This window comes from Bosea sp. ANAM02 (assembly GCF_011764485.1).
In the GTDB taxonomy this organism is placed as follows: Bacteria; Pseudomonadota; Alphaproteobacteria; order Rhizobiales; family Beijerinckiaceae; genus Allobosea.
Genome location: NZ_AP022848.1, coordinates 3,646,189 through 3,668,806 on the forward strand (window position 1 = coordinate 3,646,189; position 22,618 = coordinate 3,668,806).

Consider the following 22,618-nt stretch of genomic DNA (forward strand, 5'->3'; position numbering starts at 1 on the left):
CAACCGGCGCCAAGCTTCGCTAGGAAGGGCAGGCGTTCCCTTCCAATCAGCGAGTCCGCATCGATGAGCCGCATCGTCTACGTCAATGGCGCCTATCTTCCCGAGGAAGAGGCCAAGATCTCCGTTTTCGACCGCGGCTTCATCTTCGGCGACGGCATTTACGAGGTTTCGGCTGTTATCGGCGGCAAGCTCGTCGACTGCGAGGCGCATCTGACCCGTCTCGAGCGCTCCTGCGGCGAAATCCGCCTTAACCTCCCCTGGTCGAAGGCCGAGCTCGTCGCGATCCACGAGGAACTGATCAAGCGCAACGCTCTCGACGAGGGCGGCATCTACCTGCAGGTCTCGCGCGGCGCCGCCGACCGCGACTTCCCCTTCCCGAAGGATGTCGCGCCCACGCTGGTGATGTTCACCCAGGCCCGCAACTTCGTGAACGCGCCGGGCGCCAAGACCGGCATCAAGGTGGTCTCGACGCCGGACCTGCGCTGGGCCCGCCGCGACATCAAGAGCGTCAACCTGCTCGCTCCCGTGCTCGCCAAGCAGTTCGCGCTGGAAAGCGGCGCGCAGGAGGCCTGGCTCACCGAAGACGGCGTGGTGACCGAGGGCGCCTCCTCCACCGCCTGGATCGTCAAGGGCAAGACGCTGATCTCGCGCCCGCTCTCCAACAAGGTGCTGCCGGGCATCACCCGCAAGGCGGTGCTGGCCTATCTCGCGGAATCCGGCTTCTCCTTCGAGGAGCGCGAGTTCACGCTGGAAGAGGCACTCGACGCCGAGGAGGCCTTCATCACCTCCGCGACCAGCCTCGTGATGCCGGTGACCACGATCGACGGCCACACGATCCATAACGGCGCGCCGGGCCCGACCGCGCTGCGCCTGCGCGAGATCTATATCGACTACGCCCGCAAGGGCGGCGTGCTGGGCTGAACCGTCCGCTGGGCATACAACGTCATGCTCGCCCTTGTGGCGAGCATCCACGTCTTGAACACGGCCTCCGCCCAGCGAAGACGTGGATGGTCGGGACAAGCCCGACCATGACGGATGGCGCTATGCGCCGCCCGAGAATGACGCGCCTGCAGCCAACTCCCCCATCACATAGGTCGCGACGACATTCCGGTCGTCGCCGAGCGTGACGAGCACGAAGAGTTCCTCCGCGAGATCGCGCACGGTCTCCAGGCGATGCGCCATGGCTCGCGTTGCGCTCGTGTCAAGCACGACGACATCCGCCTCGCGGCCGGGCTCGAAACTCCCGATCCAATGATCGAGGCCGAGCGCCACGGCATTGCCGCGTGTGATTGCATGCAGAGCCTCCAAAGCCGACAGGCTTTGCCCCTGAAGCTGCAGCACCTTGTAGGCCTCGGCCATGGTCCGGAGCATCGAATAGGACGTACCGCCGCCGATATCGGTCGCGACCGCGACCTTGACACCGCGCTGCCTTGCATGGGCCCAGTCGAACAGGCCTGAGCCGAGGAACAGGTTCGAGGTCGGGCAGAATACCGCGACCGCGCCTGCCTCGGCGAAGGCCTGCCACTCGTTATGGGTCATGTGGATGCAGTGACCCATCAAGCTTTTCGCGCCGAGCAGGCCGTAACGCCGGTAGATATCGGCGTAATCGGCCGCTTCCGGATAGAGCTCGCGGGCGAAGGCAATCTCGGCGCGGTTCTCGTCGATATGGGTCTGGACATGGCAGTCGGGATGCTCGGCCGCGAGCTTCCCGGCGGCCGCCATCTGCTCCGGCGTCGAGGTGATCGCGAAGCGCGGGGTGATCGCATAGAGTTGCCGGCCCTTGCCGTGCCAGCGCGCGATCAGCGCCTTCGAATCGCGATAGCCGCTTTCGGCCGTATCGGTCAGCGCTTCCGGGGCATTGCGGTCCATCATCACCTTGCCGGCGATCATGCGGATGTTGCGGCGCTGCGACTCGGAGAAGAATGCCTCGGCCGATTGCGGATGGACTGAAGCATAGACCGCCGCCGTCGTGGTGCCATTAGCCAGCAACTCATCGAGGAAGAAGCGCGAGAGCTTCTCGGCATGGCCCTGTTGCGCCAGCTTCTGCTCCTCGACGAAGGTGTATTTATTCAGCCACTCCATGAGCTGCGCGCCATAGGAGGCGAGAACTTGAGTCTGCGGCATGTGGATATGGGCGTCGATGAAGCCCGGCATGATCAGATGCGGGCGATGATCGACGATTTCGGCATCGGCCGGCAGCGTCCGCAGCAGGTCCTGCGCCTCGCCGGCCGCCCTGACCAGCCCGTTCTCGATGATGAGCAAACCGTCCTGGATGAAGCGATGCGCCGCCTCGCCTGCCACCACCGGATCATCGACGAACCAGAGCAGGCGTCCGCGCAGGGCGCGCAAGGCAGCGGGTGCAGTCACGATCGGTGGCTCCGGCACAATTCCACATCACATCTGCACCAAATCGAAGCTTCCGGCCAAGCGTGGATCATGCCTAATCTGCGGGCATGATTTGGCTTTGCGAGGGAAGCCGGCGGTATGCGTGAGAGCTTGCGCTTCCTGCTCGGCGACAGGCTGGTCGAGATCGATCGCTGCGACCCGACACTCACCGTGCTCGACTGGCTGCGCCTCGACCAGCGCATGACGGGCAGCAAGGAAGGTTGCGCCGAGGGCGATTGCGGCGCCTGCACGGTCGTCGTCGGACGGCTCGACCGCGGCCGCCTGCGCTACGAGGCGATCAATGCCTGCATCCGCTTCCTGCCGACGCTGGACGGTTGCCAGTTGCTGACCGTCGAACATCTGAAGGGCGCGGATGGCGCCCTGCATCCGGTCCAGCAGGCGATGGTCGCGTGCCACGGCTCGCAATGCGGCTTCTGCACGCCGGGCTTCGTCATGTCGCTGCTGGCGCTCAGGCTGAACGAGGCCGAGCCGAGCGTCAGCCGTATCGAGGATGCGCTCGCCGGCAATCTCTGCCGTTGCACAGGCTACGAACCGATCATCGCCGCCGGCCAACGCATGGACGAGATCGCGCCGCGCGAGGCCGATCGCTTCCTGCTGGAGCGCGAGACGGTCGCGACGCGCCTCGCGGCCCTTAATGACGCCGAGACGCTGGCCCTGCAAGGCGAAGGCGGGCGCTTCTACGCCCCCACGACGATAGAAGCGCTGGCCGATCTCATCGCGGCGCATCCGCAAGCGACGCTGGTCGCGGGCGCCACCGATGTCGGGCTCTGGGTCACCAAGGCGATGAAGCGGCTCGACCCGGTGATCTATCTCGGACGGATCGAGGCGCTGCGCGCCATCACCGACGAAGGCGATCATCTCCGCTTCGGCGCTATGGCCAGCCATATCGACGTCCGCACCGCGCTGGCCACCCTCTCCCCGCAGCTTGACGAATTGATGCGGCGCTTCGGCGGCGAGCAGGTTCGCAATGCCGGCACGATTGGCGGCAATATCGCGAACGGCTCGCCGATCGGCGACCTCCCTCCGGCCCTGATCGCCCTGGACGCGACGCTGGTGCTGGCCCGGCGCGGCGAATCCCGTCTCGAACGACGGAGCATCCCGCTTGAAAGCTTCTTCATGGAATACCGCAAGCAGGACCGGCGCGCGGCTGAGTTCGTCGAGGCCGTGCTGGTGTCGAAGCTGGCTAAGGGCGCGCTGTTCCATGCCTCGAAGGTCTCGAAGCGCTTCGACGAGGACATCTCGGCCGTCTGCGGAGCCTTCCGGCTGACGCTCGGCGGCGATGAGCGGATCAGCGAAGCCCGCCTCGCCTATAGCGGCATGGCCGGCATCCCGAAGCGGGCGAAGGCGGCCGAAGCGGCGCTCGTCGGTCAGCGATGGGACGATGCGGCCGTCACGGCAGCCATCGCGGCGCTGCCGCAGGATTTCACGCCGCTCGACGACATGCGTGCCTCGGCGCATTATCGGCTCAGGATCGCCGGCAACTTGCTGCGCCGCTTCCTGATCGAGACGACGCAGACAGAGGCGCAAACGCGGGTCGCCGGCCTGCTGGCGGGAGCCGCCCATGGCTGACGCACGCCGCAAGCTCGATATCGGTCTGGAGAGTGGCCCGGTCGGCAGTTCCCACATCCATGATTCCGCGCCCAAGCACGTCTCGGGCGAGGCACTCTATATCGACGACATCGCCGCGCCCGAAGGCTTGCTCCACGCCTATCTCGGCACGAGCACGATCGCCCATGGCCGGCTGCTCTCACTCGATCTCGATGCCGTGCGCGCCGCGCCAGGCGTCGTCGCCGTGCTGACGGCAGCGGATGTGCCCGGCGCCAAAGACATCTCCTCCACGCATCTGCATGACGAGCCGGTCTTCGCGACCGATTCCATCCTGTTCCACGGCCAGCCGCTCTTTGCGGTGGTCGCCGAAACGCGCGAGCAGGCGCGCCATGCCGCCGCGCTTGCCAAAGCCGAATACGTTGAAGAAGCGCCGCTGATCGCTATCGCCGCCGCGCGCGAAGCCGGCGGCAAGCTAGTCACCGCCCCGCTCAAGCTGGAACGCGGCGATATCGCTGCGGCGATGACCGCGAGCCCGCGCCGGCTCAAGGGCTCGATGGCGATCGGCGGGCAGGAGCATTTCTATCTCGAAGGCCAGATCGCGCTCGCCATCCCCGGCGAGGACGAGGACATGGCCCTGCTGGTCTCGACCCAGCATCCGAGCGAGGTTCAGCATATGGTCGCGGCCGTGCTCGGCGTCGGCTCGCATGCGGTGACGGTCGAGGTCCGGCGCATGGGCGGCGGGTTTGGCGGCAAGGAAACACAGGCCAATCTCTTCGCCTGCGTCGCCGCGCTCTGCGCCCGCAAGCTGAGGCGACCGGTGAAGCTCAGGCCCGACCGCGACGACGACATGGCGATCACCGGCAAGCGCCATGATTTCGTCTGCGATTACGAGATCGGCTTCGACGACGAGGGCCGCATCCACGCGCTCGATGCCGTCTATGCGGCGCGCTGCGGCTGGAATGCCGATCTGTCAGGCCCGGTGACCGACCGCGCCCTGTTCCACATGGACAATTGCTATTTCTATCCGGCGGTTCGCGCCCGCTCCGAGCCGCTCTTCACCAACACCTGCTCCAACACCGCCTTCCGCGGCTTCGGCGGGCCGCAAGGCATGGTCGGAGCCGAGCGCTTCATCGAGGAGGTCGCCTATGCGACCGGGCTCGACCCGCTGGAGGTACGCAAGCGCAATCTCTATGGCGGCCCGGACCGAGACGTCACGCCCTATCACCAGACGGTCGAGGACAATATCGCGGGCGAAGTGATCGCCGAGCTGGAACGGCGCTGCGATTACCAGGCCCGCAAAGCCGCGATCCGCGAAGCCAACAGGATGAGCCCGATCATCAAGCGCGGCATCGCGCTGACGCCGGTGAAGTTCGGAATCTCCTTCACCGCGACCTGGTTCAATCAGGCCGGTGCGCTGGTACATGTCTATACCGACGGCACGGTCGCCCTGAACCATGGCGGCACCGAGATGGGGCAAGGGCTCTATATCAAGGTGGCGCAGGTGGTGGCGCATGCCTTCGGGATCGGGCTCGATCAGGTCAAGATTACCGCGACGACGACCGGCAAGGTGCCGAACACCTCGGCCACAGCCGCCTCGTCCGGCTCCGATCTCAACGGCATGGCGGCGCTCGATGCCTGCGAGACGATCAAGAGGCGACTGGCGGAGTTCGCCGCGAAACATTGGCAGGTCGAGGCTGAGGACATCGCCTTCCTGCCGGGTCGCGTGAAGGTCGGCACCCGCGAGATCGCGTTCAAGGAACTGATCGCGGCCGCCTATATGGCGCGCATCCAGCTTTCGGCGACGGGCTTCTACGCGACGCCCAAAATCCATTGGGATCGCAACGCCGGGCGCGGCCACCCGTTCTATTACTTCGCCTATGGCGCGGCGGCGGCCGAGGTGGCGATCGATACGCTGACCGGCGAGTACAAGGTCGAGCGCGTCGATATCCTCCACGATTGCGGGCAGTCGCTGAACCCGGCGATCGACAAGGGCCAGATCGAGGGCGGCTTCGTGCAGGGCATGGGCTGGCTGACCACCGAGGAACTGGTCTGGGACAGGAAGGGCCGCCTCTGGACCCATGCGCCCTCGACCTACAAGATTCCGGTCGCCTCAGACCGTCCGCGCATCTTCAACGTGCGTCTGCTGGAGAATGCGCCGAACCGCGAGCCGACGATCCACCGCTCCAAGGCCGTCGGCGAGCCGCCGCTGATGCTGGCGATCTCGGTGCTGCACGCGCTGTCCGATGCGGTCGCGAGTGTCGGCGATCACCGCATCTGCCCACGCCTCGATGCGCCGGCAACGCCGGAGCGGGTGCTGGATGCGGTCGAGCGGGTCAGGGCGGAGGCGGGGCGGTGAGCAGGCTTCGCCACACCCTTCACCGAGGAATGCGCGGGGAACCCTCTCCCATAGGGAGAGGGCAGGGTGAGGGTTCGGCCCCTTGCCGCAATGGCCGTGCCCTCACCGCCGCGCCACCGCAACTGCGGAACTTTACTGGTCTTACGGCCTACACCTCACCCCTGCCCCTCTCCTTACAGGAGAGGGGTTCACCGCGCTCTTTGGACAAGCGTCGCGGAGGTGTCTCATGACCCTCGCCGCCTTCCTCACTGCCTATCAGCGCAACAACATCGTTCTCGTCCGGATCGAGGCCGCCGAAGGCTCGACGCCGCGCGAGGCCGGGGCCTGCATGGCGGTCAGCCCCGGCGCGATCGCCGGCACCATCGGCGGCGGGCAGCTCGAATTCCACTGCATCGACCTTGCCCGACACATGCTGAGCGACGGGGCCGGTGAGCGGAGCCTCGATATCCCGCTCGGGCCCCAGATGGGGCAGTGCTGCGGCGGGCGCGTCAGCGTCTCGCTGCGACGGCTGACGAGCGCCGACATCGCGCTGATCGCGGCGCAAGAGAGGGCGGATGCCGCGTCCCGACCCTCGGTCCTGATCTTCGGCGCCGGCCACACCGGCCGGGCGTTGGCGCAGGCACTGGCGCCCCTGCCCTTCACCGTCACGCTGATCGACGACCGCGACGATGTCATGAGCGGGCTGCCGGCAGCCGTCACCTGCGTCCGCATGGCCGATCCCGTCGATGCGATCGCGAGCGCACCGGCCAGGGCAGCCTTCGTCGTGCTCTCGCATAGCCATGCGCTCGACTACCGGCTGGCGGAGACGGCGCTGGCGCGCGGCGATGCGGCCTATGTCGGCATGATCGGCTCGGGCACCAAGCGTGCCCGTTTCGAGGCAAGCTTCCTGCGTAGCGGCGGCCGGCGCGAGACACTGGCGCGCCTGACCTGCCCGATCGGCGGTTCGGATGTGGACGACAAGCGCCCAGAGGTGATCGCGGCCTTGACGGCGGCCGAGCTGGTGCGTTGCTTGCTTGGCCGCCGGGAGCCGGCGAAAGGGAGACGTTCGCGACATGAATCAGCCGCGTGAGCAGAAAGTGCCGCCGCGGCTGGCGCTCGCCCATGTCTCGAAGAGCTTTCCCGGCGTCAAAGCCAATGAAGACATCAGCCTGAGCGTCCAATCCGGCGAAATCCACGCCCTGCTCGGCGAGAACGGCGCCGGCAAGTCGACGCTGGTCAAGATCATCTACGGTGTCCAGCAGGCCGACGAAGGCACCATCTCCTGGAACGGCTCGCCCGTTGCGATCCCCTCGCCCAAGGCCGCGCGCAAGCTCGGCATCGGCATGGTCTTCCAGCATTTCTCGCTGTTCGACGCGATGACGGTGATCGAGAACATCGCGCTCGGGCTCGACGAAGCGGTCGACCGCGAGGAGCTGAAGGCCCGTGTCGCCGCGATCCTGCAATCCTATTCGCTGCCGCTCGATCCGGAGCGCGAGGTGCACACGCTCTCGGTCGGCGAGCGCCAGCGCATCGAGATCGTGCGCTGCCTGCTGCAGAAACCGAAGCTGCTTATCATGGACGAACCGACCTCGGTGTTGACGCCGCAGGAGGTCGAGCGCCTGTTCGCCACCCTGCGCCAGATCGCGGCCGAGGGCTGCTCGATCCTCTACATCTCGCACAAGCTGCACGAGATCAAAGCGCTCTGCGACGGCGCCACGATCCTGCGCGGCGGGCGCGTCGTCGCGACTTGCGATCCCAGGGTCGAGACCACCAAGCGCATGGCCGAGCTGATGATCGGCGCGGAACTGCGCAAGATCGAGCACGGCAAAGCCGCGGGCTCCGGCGTCGTCCGGCTGGAGGTCAAAGGCCTGTCGCTGCCGGGCGAGCCGCCCTTCGGCACCGATCTGGAGAGCGTTTCCTTCGAGGCGCGGGCCGGCGAAATCCTCGGCATCGCCGGCGTCGCCGGCAATGGGCAGGCCGAACTCCTGACCGCGCTCTCGGGCGAGCAGCTCGCAAACGGGGCCGATGCGATCCGGCTCGACGGCAAGGCTGTCGGCCTGGACGGCGCCGGCACGCGCCGGGCGCTCGGCCTCGCCTGCGTGCCCGAGGAGCGCAACGGCCATGCCGCAGTGCCGGATTTCTCGCTGGCCGATAACGGCGTCCTCACCGCGCGCCACCGCCTGCCGCTGGCGCCGCATGGCTTCATGAGCCGTGGCAGCATCAAGCGCTTCGCCGACAGCGTGATCAAGCTCTTCGACGTGCGCACCACCGGCCATGGCGCGCTCGCCCGCTCGCTCTCGGGCGGCAACCTGCAGAAGTTCATCATGGGCCGCGAGATCGGGCAACAACCGGCCGTTCTCGTCGTTTCGCAGCCGACCTGGGGCGTCGATGCCGGCGCGGCCGCCGCGATCCGGCAGGAACTGGTCGACCTCGCCGCGAAGGGTTCGGCCGTGGTGGTGATCTCGCAGGACCTCGACGAATTGCTCGAGCTCGCCGACCGGCTTTGCGTCATCAACGAGGGGCGCCTCTCGGCGCCGCGCCCGGTCGCCAGCCTCGGCATCGACGAGATCGGCCTGATGATGGGCGGTGTCCATGGCGCGGAGGCGGCCCATGCTTGAATGGCGTCGCCGCCGCGAGCCGAGCATGCTGATGCTGCTGGCGAGCCCGCTGATCGCGATCGGGCTCACCATGCTCATCGGCATGATCGTCTTCACCGCGATGGGCTATGACGGCTTCCACGCGGTCGAGAGCATCTTCCTGACGCCCTTCCTGGAGCCGCAGCGCTGGGGCGACATTGGCGTGAAGGGTGCACCGCTCGTGATGATCGCGCTCGGGCTGGCCATCGGCTTCCGCGCCAATGTCTGGAATATCGGCGCCGAGGGACAGTATGTCATGGGCGCCATCGCCGGCACCGGCGTCGCGCTCCTGACCTATGACATGTCGGGATGGTGGATCCTGCCCGCCATGATGCTGGCCGGCATTCTCGGCGGCATGGCCTGGGCCGCGATCCCCGCCTTCCTGCGGGTGAAGTTGCAGGTCAGCGAAATCCTGACCAGCCTGATGCTGACCTATGTCGCCGTGCAATTCCTGTATTTCCTGGTGCGCGGCCCGTGGAAGGATCCGGGCGGCTTCAACTTCCCGCAGACGCGGATGTTCACCGCCGACCAGACGCTGCCGACCGTGCTGGAGGGCACGCTCGTGCATCTCGGCATCCCCGCCGCGCTCGTGCTCGCTGTCATCGCCTGGCTATTGATGGAGAAGACCACCGCGGGCTACGCGATCAAGGTCGTCGGCCTGGCGCCGGCCGCAGCGCGCCATGGCGGCTTCAGCGCCGCGCGCACCACCTGGGCGACGATGCTGGCCAGCGGCGCGCTCGCCGGGCTCGCCGGATTGTTCGAGGCGGCCGGCCCGTTCGGGCAGCTTACGCCGCAATTCCCGGTCGGCTACGGCTTCACCGCGATCATCGTCGCCTTCCTCGGCCGGTTGAACCCGCTCGGCATCGTCTTCGGCGGCATCGTTCTGGCGGGAACCTATGTCGGCGGCGAGATCGCGCAATCGACCGTCCGGCTGCCGCAGGCCGCGACCGGTCTGTTCCAGGCGACGCTGCTGTTCATGCTGCTGGCAACCGACGTACTGGTGCGCTGGCGGATCGGTTTCAAGCGGAGGGCGGCATGACGGGGTCGATGCGCTCCCCCCTTTGTCATTCCGGGGCTTCGCATCGCGAAGAACCCGGAGCCCACGACCGGGCGAGACCTCCCAACCGCATGATCGCGAACGCTCACCCAGGCGTGGGTTCCGAGTTCGCACCTGCGGCGCGCCCCGGAATGACAAGGGGCGTGCCATGACCTCCGCCATGCTCGTCTCCATCCTGATGACGCTGATCGCGGCTTCGACGCCGCTGCTGCTGGCGGCGCTCGGCGAGCTCGTCGCCGAGAAATCGGGCGTGCTCAATCTCGGCGTCGAGGGCATGATGCTCTGCGGCGCGGTCGCGGGCTTCGCCGTCGCCTTCTCAACCGGCAGCACCGGCATCGGCCTCGTCGCGGCGGCCTTCGCGGGCGTCGCGGCCTCGATGATCTTCGCCGTGCTCGCGCTCTCGCTGATGGCCAATCAGGTCGCGACGGGGCTCGCGCTGACGATCTTCGGCATCGGCGCCTCCTCGCTGATCGGCGCGGGCTTCGTCGGGCGGACCATCACGCGGCTCCAGCCGGTCTTTCCGGCGGCGCTGTCGGAGCATCCGATCCTGCGCGTGATCTTCGGCCACGACATCGTCGTCTATCTCTCGCTGGCGCTGGTGGCGGGCGTGAGCTGGTTCCTGCGCCGGACGCGACCCGGGCTGATCCTGCGCGCCGTCGGCGAGAACGACGCCTCGGCGCACGCGATCGGCTATCCCGTCGTCGCCATCCGCTATGCGGCGGTTGCCTTCGGCGGCGCGCTGGCGGGGCTCGGTGGCGCCTATTTCTCGCTGGCGCTGACGCCGATGTGGGCGGACCGTCTGACCGCCGGCCGCGGCTGGATCGCGCTCGCGCTCGTCGTGTTCTCGGCCTGGAAGCCGGGGCGCCTGCTGCTCGGGGCCTATCTCTTCGGCGCCGTGATGACGCTCGAACTGCAGCTCAAGGCGGCCGGCGTCACCTGGCTCGCGCCGGAGGTGCTGGCGATGGCCCCCTACCTTGCGACGATTGCAGTTCTGACCATGATGTCGCTAGGACGTAGGATCGGCCGTCTCGACGCGCCCGCCTGCCTCGGCAAACCTTTCTCGGCGTCCTGAATGGCGCCGCAACCCATCACGGGGAGTTCTCGGACATGACCAGCATCATCACCCGCCGCAGGCTGACCTTCGGCGCGGCTGCCGCCTCCACGCTGCCGGTTCTCGGACGCGGCGCCTCGGCGCAGGCCCCGCTCGGCGTCGGCTTCGTCTATGTCGGCCCGATCGGCGACCATGGCTACACCTGGACGCATAACCAGGGCCGGCTGGCGCTGGAAAAGGAATACGGCGCCAAGATCAAGACCAGCTTCATCGAGAACGTCGCCGAGGGGCCGGACGCGGCCCGCGCCATCCGCCAGCTCGCCCAGGCCGGTAACCAGCTCATCTTCACGACCTCGTTCGGCTTCATGAACCCGACGATCCAGGTCGCCAAGCAGTTCCCGAAGATCCATTTCGAGCACGCCACAGGCTATATGCGGGCCGAGAACGTCGCGACCTACGATGCGCGCTTCTACGAGGGCCGCGCCGTGATCGGGACCATCGCCGGCCATATGTCGAAGACCGGCCAGGCGGGTTATGTCGCCTCCTTCCCGATCCCGGAAGTGGTGATGGGCATCAACGCCTTCCACCTCGCCGCCCGCAAGGTGAACCCGAACTTCAAGACCAAGGTCGTCTGGTGCTCGACCTGGTACGACCCCGCCAAGGAGGCCGACGCCGCCAAGGCCCTGATCGACCAGGGCGCCGACATGATCACCCAGCACACCGATTCCGCCGCCCCGCTCCAGGCGGCCGAGCAGCGCGGCGTCTTCGCCTTCGGCCAGGCCTCGGACATGAAGTCCTTCGCGCCAAAGGCCCATCTCTCGGCCATCGTCGACGACTGGTCCGGCTACTACATCAAGCGCGTCAAGGATGTCATGGACGGCAACTGGAAGAGCGGCGCCATCTGGCACGGGCTCAAGGAGGGCATGGTCAAGATCGCGCCGTATAGCGACGCCGTCACGCCGGCCGCCCGCGCCGCTGCCGACGAGGTCACCAAGGGCATCATCGCCGGCACGCTCCACCCGTTCACGGGCGAGCTGAAGGACCAGAAGGGCGTCGTGCGCCTCAAGGCCGGCGAGAAGGCCAGCGACGAGATGCTCTCGAAGATGGACTGGTATGTCGACGGCATCCAGGCCTGAATTCGATGTCGTCGCTGCGGCTGCCTGCGCCGCCGCAGCGATTCGCAGGCTTCGGCACCTGACGATAGGTCAACCCCGCCGGAAAGCTTGTTCTTGCTCTAAACTGGCTCCGTTCCCGCCTGAAACCATTGGAACGAAGCCGTTTCCTGTGCGTATCTACCGCCGCGGGCATCGTCTTTCCGCGTTAGCCGTGGCAACTGCGTGAGTTGCGCGCCGCGAATGGCATCCATGTGTCGCGGTCGCTCGTGTCGGAAACGAGCATGAACGGCCGTCATCCAGCACGCGACGCCTGAACCACCTTCTCAAGGAGGAATTCATGACCAAGAACGAACTGATCGCCGCCATCGCCGAAGAGACCGGCAAGACCAAGGCCGACGTCTCGGCCATCCTGGCCTCGCTCGGCGCGACCGTCGCCAAGACCCTGAAGAAGGGCGACGACGTCACCCTCGGCGGCATCGGCAAGCTCTCCGCCGCCAAGCGCGAGGCCCGCGAAGCCCGCAACCCCTCGACCGGCGCGACCATCAAGGTGCCCGCCAAGACCGTCGTGAAGTTCAAGGTCACCAAGGACCTCGCCGACGCGGTGGCGTAACAGCCAACGTTCGGGTTCGAGCGGCGTTCGCGCCTGTTGCGCGGACGCTGCTTGAGTCTCGTCGTCATGCTCGGGCTTGACCCGGGCATCTCTTCGACGAGATTCTCGGGTCTACGCTGCGCTCCGCCCGAGAATGACGCTGTCTCATGTTCCTTCGCCTCTTCACCGATCTGCGCGCCGCCAAGGTCCCCGTGACCCTGCGCGAATATCTGACGCTGCTCGAAGGGGTGGAAGCCGATCTCGCCGAGCATCGCGTCGACGAGTTCTATTATCTCGCCCGCGCCTCGCTGGTGAAGGACGAGCGCCATCTCGACAAGTTCGACCGCGTCTTCGCCCAGGTGTTCAAGGGCATGGAGACGCTGCAGCAGGCGATCGAGGAAGCCGGTATCCCCGAGGAATGGCTGCGCAAGCTCGCCGAGAAATTCCTCACCGACGAAGAGAAGGCCCAGATCGACGCGATGGGCTGGGAGAAACTCTGGGAGACGCTGAAACAGCGGCTCGACGAGCAGAAGGGCCGCCATCAGGGCGGCAGCAAGTGGATCGGCACCGCCGGCACCTCGCCCTATGGCGCCTATGGCTACAATCCCGAAGGCATCCGCATCGGCCAGGACAAGAATCGCAATTTCCGGGCGGTGAAGGTCTGGGACAAGCGCGAGTTCAAGGATTTCGACGACACGCGCGAGCTCGGCGTGCGCAACATGCGGATCGCGCTCCGGCGCCTGCGCCGCTTCGCCCGTACCGGCGCGGCCGAGGAGCTCGACCTCGACACCACGATTTCAGAGACGGCCAAGCACGGCTATCTCGACGTCCAGCTCCGGCCGGAGCGCCGCAACGCCGTCAAGGTGCTGCTCTTCCTCGATGTCGGCGGCTCGATGGACTGGCATATCGAGCTGGCCGAGGAACTGTTCTCGGCGGCCCGGGCCGAGTTCAAGCATTTCGAGCATTTCTACTTCCATAACTGCCCCTATGAGCGGGTCTGGAAGGAGAACCGCCGCCGCCACGACCAGCAGATCGCGACCTGGGACGTGCTCAGGACCTATCCGTCCGACTATCGCCTCGTCTTCGTCGGCGACGCCTCGATGAGCCCCTACGAGATCGCGATGCCCGGCGGCTCGGTCGAGCACTGGAACGAGGAAGCTGGCGAGGTCTGGATGGAGCGCCTGGCAACCAAATTCCCGAAATCGGTCTGGCTCAATCCGGTGCAGCAGAATCTCTGGAACTACACCCAGTCGATCCGCCAGATCGGCGGATTGATGGGCGGGCGCATGTTCCCGCTGACGCTCGACGGGCTCGATGGCGCGATGAAGGTTCTGGCGCGGTGACGCATACGGTTCTGCACGAAGACGACGACGGCCCTGCCCCGAGCTGGCGCCAGCGACCGAAACCCGTCGGCTTCGAGATCGCCTACAAGCTCGACGGCGATACGCTGGAGGTCGACCGGACGCGCCGGGTCGACAGCATTCGCCTCAGCGCCGTCGATCAGGTGCGCTTCGTCTATGCGCCCGGCAATATCTCGTCGAAGGGCTACAAGACGCAGCTCCGGCTCAGCGACGGCCGGACGGTGACCTTCGGCAACCTGTCCTGGCGCTCGCTGACCGATCTCGACCGCGACGATCCGCGCTATCACCGCTTCGTCACGGCGCTGGCGGCGGCGATCGCGCGGGCCAATCCGCGCGCCCGCTTCGTCGCCGGGCGGCCGAAGCCGATCTGGCTCGGCGTCGCCGCCGTCGGCGCGCTCTCGCTCCTCATGCTGACGGCCTTCACGCTGCGCGCTTTCCAGCAGGGCGCGACCAATGCCGGCCTGCTCGGCATCCTGCTGATCGCGGCGTCGTTCTGGCAGGTCTGGCCGCTGGTCAGCCTCAACCGGCCGCGCGAACTCGCGACCGGCGAAGTGCCTGAAAGCCTCGTCCCGGGCGGGACGGGCTGAAGCTCAGCGGACGACCAGCACCGAGCATTTCGCCCGGCGCACGATGGCCGAGGCGTTCGAACCGATGACATAGGCGAGCATGCCCGGCTCATGCGAGCCGATGACGATGAGGTCGATGCCGCCGGCATCGGCCTCGGCCAGCACCTCGCCATGGACTGAACCGATCAGCACCTTCGCCGAAACCTGCTCGGCCGGGAGGTCGACCTTCGCCGCGATCTCGGCAAGCTTCGCCTCGGCATCCTCCTGCTGCTCGGAATCGAAATCCGCCGGCACGAACTCCATGTATGTGACCGGGATCAGCGAGCGGACATAGACAAGCCGCACCTTTCCGCCGGAGTTCTTGGCGAAGGATACGGCGGCCGCGATCGCCGGCTGGGCGAGATCGGCTTCGGCGAGATCCACGGGGACCATAATCGATCTGTACATCGCATCCTCCTAGGCTGGTTGTGCAACCATCATGGAGTTTGCCAGTACGCGCGCCATGATCCAGCGCAAAATGCAGGATGCGGCGTGGCGCCGCGTGCTCGCAACAGGGCCCGTCGGCAAGCGTTCCGAGATTAGCTGATACTCTCAGCCATCATCGTGAGGAGCCATTTCGTCGGAAATGGCGTCTCGAAGGATGTTTCAGGGCACTCCGGAACCATCTGGAGCATCCTTCGAGACGCCGATTCCGCGGCTTCTCAGGATGAGGGCCGAGGAGGGCTTTTCGTACGCCTTCAGCCCTGGCGCGCGGGCGTGCGGACGACCAGGCCGTCGAGATCGTCCCGGATGCGGATCTGGCAGGAGAGCCGCGAGTTCGGGCGGACGTCGAAGGCGAAGTCCAGCATGTCCTCTTCCATGTGCTCGGCCGGGCCGACGGCAGCGGTCCAGGCGTCGTCGACATAGACATGGCAGGTGGCGCAGGCGCAGGCTCCGCCGCACTCCGCCTCGATGCCGGGGATCGCGTTGCGGATCGCCGTCTCCATCACGGTCGAGCCGGTTTCGGCCTCGACGGTGCGGCTCTCGCCCTGAGCGTCGATGAAGGTGATGTTGGGCATGGCAAACTCCGGCGGCGCGATGACGGCCCTCGCTTAGAGCATTTCAAAGCGGCACGGAACGGGGTTTCGCGCCGCAGCCCCCGCTCAGGCGCCGCAGTCGAAGCGGGCGATGGCCGCCCTCGCCTCGGCGGCCGCCAGGGCGAGCGCGTCGAGCGCGCTCTCGCTCGCCTCGCGCTGCGGCCCGGCCAGGCCTTCCTCGATGCGGTCCGCCGCCTCGGCGACCTGCCAGGCGCCGACGGCGCGGGCCGCTCCCTTCAAGGTATGGGCAGCATCCATCCGCTGCTGATGGTCGGCGCTGTCATCGATCACGCGCAGATGGACGATGCATTGTTGCGCAAAAAGCGTGAGCAACTCCCGCTCCAGCTCGTGATCGCCGGCGGTCTGGCGGGAGAGATAGGCGAAATCGATGGCCTTCTCGGTCATGTCCGGGACTCGTCCGCGCAGGTCATCAAATGGCCGCATCGGCCGGCCTCATGCCCTTCAGGAAGCCCCCTGATGGTAAACGAGGCGTTAACGACGTTTGTGAATCGCGCGGTCAAATGGGTTTCCAAGGCTCCGGGGGTCCACTACCCTTCCAATTGGTAAAATGATGGGCGCAGTGTCTCCGTTCACCCGGCCAGAGGCGGCATGGGGCGGCGGATACCGTATGCGCCCATGTGCAGTAGCGTGGCGAGGCGGCAACGATGAATCGACCCAAGAAGCTCCAGGACCCCACTGAAGCTGCGATGTCGGCGATCGAAGAGGCGCTTCGCCTCGACCAGCCCTCCGATGTCGCCGAGACGCCGGTCGAGACCGAACCCCGGCTGCCCACGACCAGCGAGAACGACCTGAAGCTCGAAATGCCGCGCGTCGAGCCGGCACCCGCCGCGCAGCCGCCCGCCCCTTCCGCTCCCGCCCAGCAGCAGCCGGCGCCACCGCGTGCAGCGATCGCGCCCGATACCAGCCGCGTCGCCAATGACGACCGCCGCGATTCCAGCTCGCTCGTCCAGGCCTTCGCCGTGCGTCCGTCGCGCAAGCCCTATTGGTTTGCCGCGCTCGCCTCGCTCGCCTGGCTCGGCGGCGCCGCCTTCGTCCTGCTCGGCCGCTACGGCTCGTTCAGCAACGGCCTGCCCGAGCCCGTCGCCAGCTTCGGCATCGGCGAATGGACCCTGCTCGCGCTCTCTGTCGGCGCGCCGGTCGTGTTCTTCTTCGTGCTGGCGGCGCTCTATCGCCGCACCCAGGAAATGCGCCTGATCTCGCGCGCGATGACCGAGGTCGCGCTGCGCCTCGCCGAGCCCGAGGTCGCCGGCGCCGATTCCGTGCTGTCGCTCAGTCAGACCATCCGCCGCGAGGTCGCCGCCATGGGCGACGGCATCGAGCGCGCGGTTGCGCGCGCCGGCGAGCTGGAAACCATCGTGCGCGGCGAGATCTCGACGCTGGAGCGCGCCTATGCCGACAACGAGATCCGCCTGCGCTCGCTGATCGACGAGCTCGTCACCCAGCGCGAGGCCGTTGTCGGCAATGCCGAACGCGTCAAGCTCGCCATCAGCGGCGCCCATGACGGGCTCGCCAAGGATCTCGACAGCGCCAGCCGCGCCATCGCGGAGGCCGTCTCGCAGGCCGGCGACCGCGTGACCGGCTCGCTCGGCGCCAAGGGCGACCAGATCACGCAGGCGCTCGGCCGCGCCGGCGAGAAGATGATCGAGGAGATCAGCGGCCGCAGCCACGACCTGGTCGAGCGCCTCCAGATCACCTCGGGCGAGGTTTCGGAGCGACTGGCGGGTGCCAGCGGCAATCTGTCCGACATGCTCGACGGCCGCGCCAAGGAGATCGCCAGCTCGCTGGAGCGCACCGGCGCGGTCCTGACCGAAGGCCTGACCGCCGGCGCCCAGGACGTCACCCGCGCCATCAGCGAGACCGGCAACCAGGTCGCGGAAACACTGACCGGCCGCGTCGAGACCGTCAACGAATTGCTGAAGACCACCGGCGAGACGCTCGCCCGCGACATCTCGGACCGCGGCACCGAGGCCGCCGAACGCTTCGAGGCCAGCAGCCGCAGCATGGTCGCGCTGATCGAGAGCCAGAGCGAGGCCCTGCAGGCGCGCCTAGCTGAATCCGGCGAAGCGCTGCGCAGCGCCCTCTCCGACGAGGGCGAAAGCGTCACGACGCGCCTCGCCGAGGTCGGGCGCGGCGTCAACACCCTGCTCGTCCGCCAGAACGAGGCCATCGCCAGCCGCCTGACGGAGGTCGGCGAGAATGTCCACGGCCTGATCGGCACGCATGGCGACACCCTCGTCAACCGCCTCAACGAGACCGCCCGCACCGTCGACGACGTGCTGCGCGAGCGCAGCGAGGCCATCATCCTGCGCGTCAACGACGCCAGCCAGTCGCTCAGCGAGTCGGTCGCGCAGCATGGCGATACCCTCACCGGCCGCATCACCGATGTCGCGGGCCAGGTGAACGGGCTCTTCACCGAGCAGGGCAGCAAGCTCGTCGACCGCCTCAACGAGACCGGCCAGACCGTCCACACCCTGCTCGACCAGCAGGCGGAGAAGCTGGTTGATCGCGTCTCCAGCGCCGGCAACGAGCTCTCCGATCTGGTCGGCAAGCAGAGCGACGGGGTCGTCGAACGCGTCGCCGAGGCCGGCCGCAGCCTCGCCAGCCTGATGGGCGAACAGAGCGACGCCACGGTCGCGCGCGTCTCGAATGCCGGCGCCGATGTCGCCAAGCTGTTGTCGGAACGCAGCGAAGCGCTGGTCGCCAGCGTCTCGGGCGCGGTCAACACCGTCGAGACCCGCCTGCGCGACGAGAGTGAACTGCTCGTCAGCCGCCTGACCCAGGCCGGCCAGGAAGTCGGCGTCATCGTCGGCAACGAGAGCGAGCGCCTGATCAGCGGCCTTTCCGACACCGGCGCGCGCGTCAGCGCCCTGCTGGAGGAGCAGGCCGGCGCGATGACCGTGAAGGTTTCGCAAGCCGGGCTCGAGATCAAAGACCTGCTCGGCAACGAGAGCCAGGCGCTGGCCAGCCGCGTCGCCGATGTCGGCCGCTCCGTGCACGGCATCCTGGCCGAGCGCTCGAACGCGCTGATCGATCGCCTCGCCGAGACCGGCGCCAGCATCGACCAGCAGCTCGACGAGCGCGGCGCGACGCTCGCCGCCCATGTCACCGGCAGCATCGAAGCGGCGAAGAGCGCCCTCGAACAGCAGCAGACCGGCTTCCTCGCCAGTATCGGCGAGACGGCCGAGAAGGTCGGCGCCCTGCTCGGCGAGCAGCGCGAGACCATGGTGCGCGACCTCGTCAGCACCGGCCGCGAGGTCCACACCCTGCTCGGCGAGCAGAGCGAGGATCTGGCGCGCCGCATGACCGAGGCGACCCGCACCCTCACCGAGACGATCAATGTCGACGGCCGCCATGTCGCCGACCGCGTCTCCGAAGCAACGCAAGGGTTGCGCGACACCTTTACCGTCCATGCCGAGGAGGCGCGCACCATGCTCGCCGGCACCGGCCGCGAGATCGTGATGGCGCTGACCCAGCAGGGTGGACGCGTCAACGAGGCGCTCTCGGCCAATGCCGAGTCGATGCTGCGCTCGGTCGAGGGCCGCGCCCAGGCGCTGAACGAGGCGCTGGCGCTGCGCCACGATGCTCTGACCAAGCTCTTTGACGAGCGCGGGCACGAGATCGAGGCCGCGCTCGGCGGGCGTCTCGCCGCGTTCTCGGCACTGTTCGACACGCAGGGCCGCGATGTCGAGACCGCGCTCGCCGCGCGCCTCGGCGCCTTCGAGGATCTGATCGTCAATCAGGGCGGCATCCTGACCGCCAAGATCGCCGGCGATGCGCAGCAGCTCACGGCCGCGCTCCATTCCGGCATCGCGCAGGTCGAGAAGCTGATCTCCGAGGACAGCGTCGTGCTGGCTGACAAGGCCGGCGCCCGCGCGCTGGAAGCGGCCGAGCTGCTCGCTACCCGCACCCGCGAAGCGGCGGACGCGATGGAAAGCCAGATCAAGCTGTTCGAAGACCGCTCGGGCGCCAAGAGCGCCGAGATCGCCGGCACGCTCGACAGCCTGATCGCTCGTATCGACGGCAGCCTCGGCTCGCGCGCCACCGCCCTCAACGAGGCGCTGGTCGAGCGCACGGTCGATATCGCCCGCGTGTTGGCCGAAGGCGGGCGCGAGGTCACCAAGGCGCTCGCGGCCAAGGCCGACGAGATCGGCGAGGTCGTCACCTCCAAGAGCGAGTCGCTCACCCGCACGCTCAGTGACAAGGCCGACACGATCAATGCGACGCTGGGCGGCCGCGCCCTCCAGATCGCGGATACGCTCGACCAGAGCGTCGCGCGCTTCGAGGAGCGCGTCGTCGGCCGGCTCGACACCGTCTCGCACACGCTCGACACCCGCGGCGACGAGATCGCCGCGACGCTGCAGGGGCGTTCGGAAGCCATCGCCACCGTTCTGGCCGAACGGGCGCAGGAATTGCGCGCCCTGTTCGACGACCAGGGCGGCGGCATGGTCGCGGCGCTGGCCGGCCAGAGCGAGGCCATCGCGGCCGCGCTCACCGAGCGCGCCGAGCAGTTGCGCACGCTGTTCGACGATCGCGGGCTCGGTATCGTCGCCGCGCTCGGCCGCCGCGGCGACGCCATCTCGGGCGCGCTCGATCAGCGCGCCGAGCAACTCCGCGCGATCTTCGAGGGTCAGGGCGTCGGCATCGTCGATGCGCTGGAGCGCCAGGGCGCGGCCGTCGCCTCCTCGCTGGAGGAGCGCACCAACGCCCTGCACGCCGCCTTCGACGCGAGCGGCAGCGGCCTCGTGGCGGCGCTCGGACGCCAGGGCGACACGATCACGCAATCGCTCGACGAGCGCGTCGAGACCCTGCGCGCCGTGTTCGACGCCAAAGGCAACGGCCTCGTCGCGGCCCTCGGACAGCAGGGCGCGGCCTTCACCCAGTCGGTCGACGAGCGCGTCGAGGCCCTGCGCGCCGCGTTCGACGCCAAGGGCAACGGCGCCGTCGAGGCGCTGAACGAGCGTGGCGAGGCGCTGGCCAGCGAGTTCGCATCGGTCGGCGAGACCGTGGTCCGCGCGCTCGAAAGCCGCGGCAACGCCATCGTCGCCGGCCTGCGCGATCGCGGCGCCGCCATTGCGAACGCGGTCGAGGCTTCGTCCAATGCGCTGCGCGAGACGCTCGAAGCCGGTTCGCGCCAGTCGGTCGAGGCCCTGGTCGGCACCAACGAGCAGTTGCGCGAGGAGCTCGGCGGCATGCTGGGACGCCTCGGCGAGGCGAACAAGCTGATGCAGCAGATCGTCAACGGCGCGAACAAGAACCTCGCCGCCGTTGAGAACAGCCTGTCGACCCGCGTCGGCGAATTGCAGAACGTGATCGGCACAGTGATGACGGAGGCCGGCTCGGCCTCGCAGCAGGTCACGACGCAGATCGCCGAGTTGAAGAGCTTCTCGGAAGGCACACTGCGGGAGACTGCGGCGCTGATCGGCCAGCTCGACGATCGCGGCACCACGCTCAACGAGGTGACTCAGGCCAGCAGCGCGGCGCTCAACGCCGTCGCCGGGCGCCTGGAGCAGATCGAGGGCCGCGTCGGCAAGGCGCTGGTCGAGCGCCGCGAGGCGCTGGAGCAACTGCACGGGCTGATCGCCAACCGCACCGACGATGTCGAATCGATCACCCGGTCCTTCGCCTCGCTGATCGACGATTCGCTGAGCACGGCCGAGGCGCGCGCCCGCCAGATCGGCGCCGTCCTGTCCGACTCGGCGGAATCGACGACGAGCGCGATCGCCCAGCAGTTCGAGACGATCCGCTCCGCCACCGGCCAGGAGCGCGAGCGCACCGCGGAAGCCCTGCGCGCCGCTTACGCCCAGGTTTCCACGGAGATCGGCGGCGAAATCGCCAAGGTGACCGAGCGCTTCCAGAAGGCGGCGCAGGACATGCGCGGGATCACCGGCGACATCCAGCGCGAGCTGGAGGCGACCCGCGCCGAATTGAAGCGCGGCGTGCTCGAACTGCCGGTGGAAGCCCAGGAATCGACCTCGGCCATGCGCCGGGTCGTGGCCGAGCAGATCAAGGCGCTGAACGACCTCACCGAGATCGTGACGCGGGCCGGCCGTCGCGGCGACGTCTCGCTGCCGATCGACCATGCCGCCAGCCGGCGCCCGGCAACCGCTGCGGCCGTCGCCGCTGCCGTCGCCGTCCCTGCCCCAGCCGCTCCGGCACGGCCTGCCCAGGCCTTCACCCCGCAGCCTGCGCCTGCCGCCGAGGAGCCGCTGCTGCGGCCGTCCATCGACGCTGCGTCGAGCGAACCCGAGCAACCTGCCGCCGCGCGCCCAGCCGTCCGGATCGAGACCGCGACGGCTCCGACCCGCCCGGCTTCCGTGCAGGAGGCTGCGCGCCGTCAGCCGGAGCAGGCCGCGCAGCCTCAACCGGCCAAGGCCGGCTGGCTCTCCGACCTGCTGACCCGCGCCTCCCGCGAGGACAAGCAGCCGGAGCCGAGCAAGCCGACATCGCATTCGATCGAGAAGCTCGATTCGCTCTCCGTCGACATCGCGCGGATGATCGACCATGACGCCGCCGTCGAATTGTGGGACCGCTACAAGCGCGGCGAGCGCAACGTCTTCACCCGCCGGCTCTACACGCTGCAGGGCCAGCAGACATTCGACGAGATGCGTCGCAAGTATCGCCGCGACGCCGAGTTCAAGGATACGGTCGATCGTTATATCGACGAGTTCGAGCGCCTGCTCGGCGAAGCGGCCAAGGACGACCGCGACTCGATGGTGGCGAAGACCTACCTGACCTCGGAGACCGGCAAGGTCTATACGATGCTGGCTCATGCCAGCGGGCGCTTCGAGTAAGCGCTACCATCCGGTATGATATGAAGAAGGCCGCCCGAGAGGGCGGTCTTTCCGTTTCAGATTGCT

At 67.8% G+C, this 22,618-nt stretch carries 16 protein-coding genes; 12 read left to right on the forward strand and 4 right to left on the reverse strand.

What is annotated here, in order from left to right; genetic code table 11:
- Positions 1–63: 63 nt before the first annotated feature.
- Entirely contained in the window at positions 64–921 is an 858-nt protein-coding gene (locus tag OCUBac02_RS17515) for a D-amino-acid transaminase (RefSeq protein ID WP_173047426.1), read from the forward strand.
- A gap of 120 nt (positions 922–1,041) precedes the next feature.
- Here OCUBac02_RS17515 and guaD read toward each other — a convergent pair whose 3' ends face one another.
- Positions 1,042–2,367, reverse strand: coding sequence for a guanine deaminase (gene guaD, locus OCUBac02_RS17520; protein ID WP_244638971.1), 1,326 nt, complete (start codon positions 2,365–2,367; stop codon positions 1,042–1,044).
- A gap of 117 nt (positions 2,368–2,484) precedes the next feature.
- Between guaD and xdhA the strand changes: the two genes are divergently transcribed.
- The 10 genes from xdhA to OCUBac02_RS17570 all read left to right on the forward strand — a co-directional run bounded on the left by xdhA (position 2,485) and on the right by OCUBac02_RS17570 (position 14,685).
- Positions 2,485–3,975 (forward strand): xanthine dehydrogenase small subunit, encoded by a 1,491-nt coding sequence (gene xdhA / locus OCUBac02_RS17525; protein ID WP_173047429.1) that lies wholly within the window; start codon positions 2,485–2,487, stop codon positions 3,973–3,975.
- The gene (gene xdhB, locus OCUBac02_RS17530; protein ID WP_173047431.1) at positions 3,968–6,310 is read left to right on the forward strand and encodes a xanthine dehydrogenase molybdopterin binding subunit; all 2,343 of its coding nucleotides are present in this window, start codon (positions 3,968–3,970) and stop codon (positions 6,308–6,310) included. Before xdhA ends, xdhB begins: the two co-directional genes overlap by 8 nt.
- Before the next feature lie 226 nt (positions 6,311–6,536).
- Positions 6,537–7,379 carry a xanthine dehydrogenase accessory protein XdhC gene (gene xdhC / locus OCUBac02_RS17535; protein WP_173047433.1) on the forward strand — a complete coding sequence of 281 codons (843 nt, stop codon included), beginning with the start codon at positions 6,537–6,539 and terminating at the stop codon, positions 7,377–7,379.
- Positions 7,363–8,907: an ABC transporter ATP-binding protein gene (locus OCUBac02_RS17540; RefSeq protein ID WP_173047435.1), complete on the forward strand. Its 1,545-nt coding sequence runs from the start codon at positions 7,363–7,365 to the stop codon at positions 8,905–8,907. The genes xdhC and OCUBac02_RS17540 overlap by 17 nt, the downstream gene beginning before the upstream one ends.
- Positions 8,900–9,964 (forward strand): ABC transporter permease, encoded by a 1,065-nt coding sequence (locus OCUBac02_RS17545; RefSeq protein WP_173047437.1) that lies wholly within the window; start codon positions 8,900–8,902, stop codon positions 9,962–9,964. The genes OCUBac02_RS17540 and OCUBac02_RS17545 overlap by 8 nt, the downstream gene beginning before the upstream one ends.
- A 166-nt stretch (positions 9,965–10,130) precedes the next feature.
- Positions 10,131–11,054: an ABC transporter permease gene (locus OCUBac02_RS17550; RefSeq protein WP_173047439.1), complete on the forward strand. Its 924-nt coding sequence runs from the start codon at positions 10,131–10,133 to the stop codon at positions 11,052–11,054.
- Between the two features lie 35 nt (positions 11,055–11,089).
- Positions 11,090–12,169, forward strand: a complete 1,080-nt coding sequence (locus tag OCUBac02_RS17555; RefSeq protein WP_173047441.1) for a BMP family ABC transporter substrate-binding protein — start codon at positions 11,090–11,092, stop codon at positions 12,167–12,169.
- Positions 12,170–12,458: 289 nt separating this feature from the next.
- Positions 12,459–12,758, forward strand: coding sequence for an HU family DNA-binding protein (locus OCUBac02_RS17560; protein ID WP_280528866.1), 300 nt, complete (start codon positions 12,459–12,461; stop codon positions 12,756–12,758).
- Positions 12,759–12,904: 146 nt separating this feature from the next.
- On the forward strand, positions 12,905–14,080 hold the full coding sequence (locus OCUBac02_RS17565) for a vWA domain-containing protein (RefSeq protein ID WP_173047443.1): 1,176 nt from the start codon (positions 12,905–12,907) through the stop codon (positions 14,078–14,080).
- A complete protein-coding gene (locus OCUBac02_RS17570; protein WP_173047445.1) occupies positions 14,077–14,685 on the forward strand; it encodes a hypothetical protein in 609 nt (202 codons plus the stop codon). Before OCUBac02_RS17565 ends, OCUBac02_RS17570 begins: the two co-directional genes overlap by 4 nt.
- Positions 14,686–14,688: 3 nt before the next feature.
- On the opposite strand, the gene OCUBac02_RS17575 is transcribed toward OCUBac02_RS17570, so the two are convergent.
- From OCUBac02_RS17575 to OCUBac02_RS17585, 3 genes are all read right to left on the reverse strand, one after another.
- Positions 14,689–15,111 carry a universal stress protein gene (locus OCUBac02_RS17575; protein WP_173047447.1) on the reverse strand — a complete coding sequence of 141 codons (423 nt, stop codon included), beginning with the start codon at positions 15,109–15,111 and terminating at the stop codon, positions 14,689–14,691.
- Between the two features lie 290 nt (positions 15,112–15,401).
- Positions 15,402–15,722: a 2Fe-2S iron-sulfur cluster-binding protein gene (locus OCUBac02_RS17580; protein WP_173047449.1), complete on the reverse strand. Its 321-nt coding sequence runs from the start codon at positions 15,720–15,722 to the stop codon at positions 15,402–15,404.
- Between the two features lie 84 nt (positions 15,723–15,806).
- Complete coding sequence (locus tag OCUBac02_RS17585; protein ID WP_173047451.1) at positions 15,807–16,145, reverse strand: Hpt domain-containing protein; 339 nt, start codon at positions 16,143–16,145, stop codon at positions 15,807–15,809.
- A 260-nt stretch (positions 16,146–16,405) separates the two neighbouring features.
- Here OCUBac02_RS17585 and OCUBac02_RS17590 point away from each other — a divergent pair, with 260 nt between their 5' ends.
- Positions 16,406–22,552, forward strand: a complete 6,147-nt coding sequence (locus tag OCUBac02_RS17590) for an apolipoprotein A-IV repeat region-like domain-containing protein (protein ID WP_173047453.1) — start codon at positions 16,406–16,408, stop codon at positions 22,550–22,552.
- Positions 22,553–22,618 lie beyond the last annotated feature (66 nt).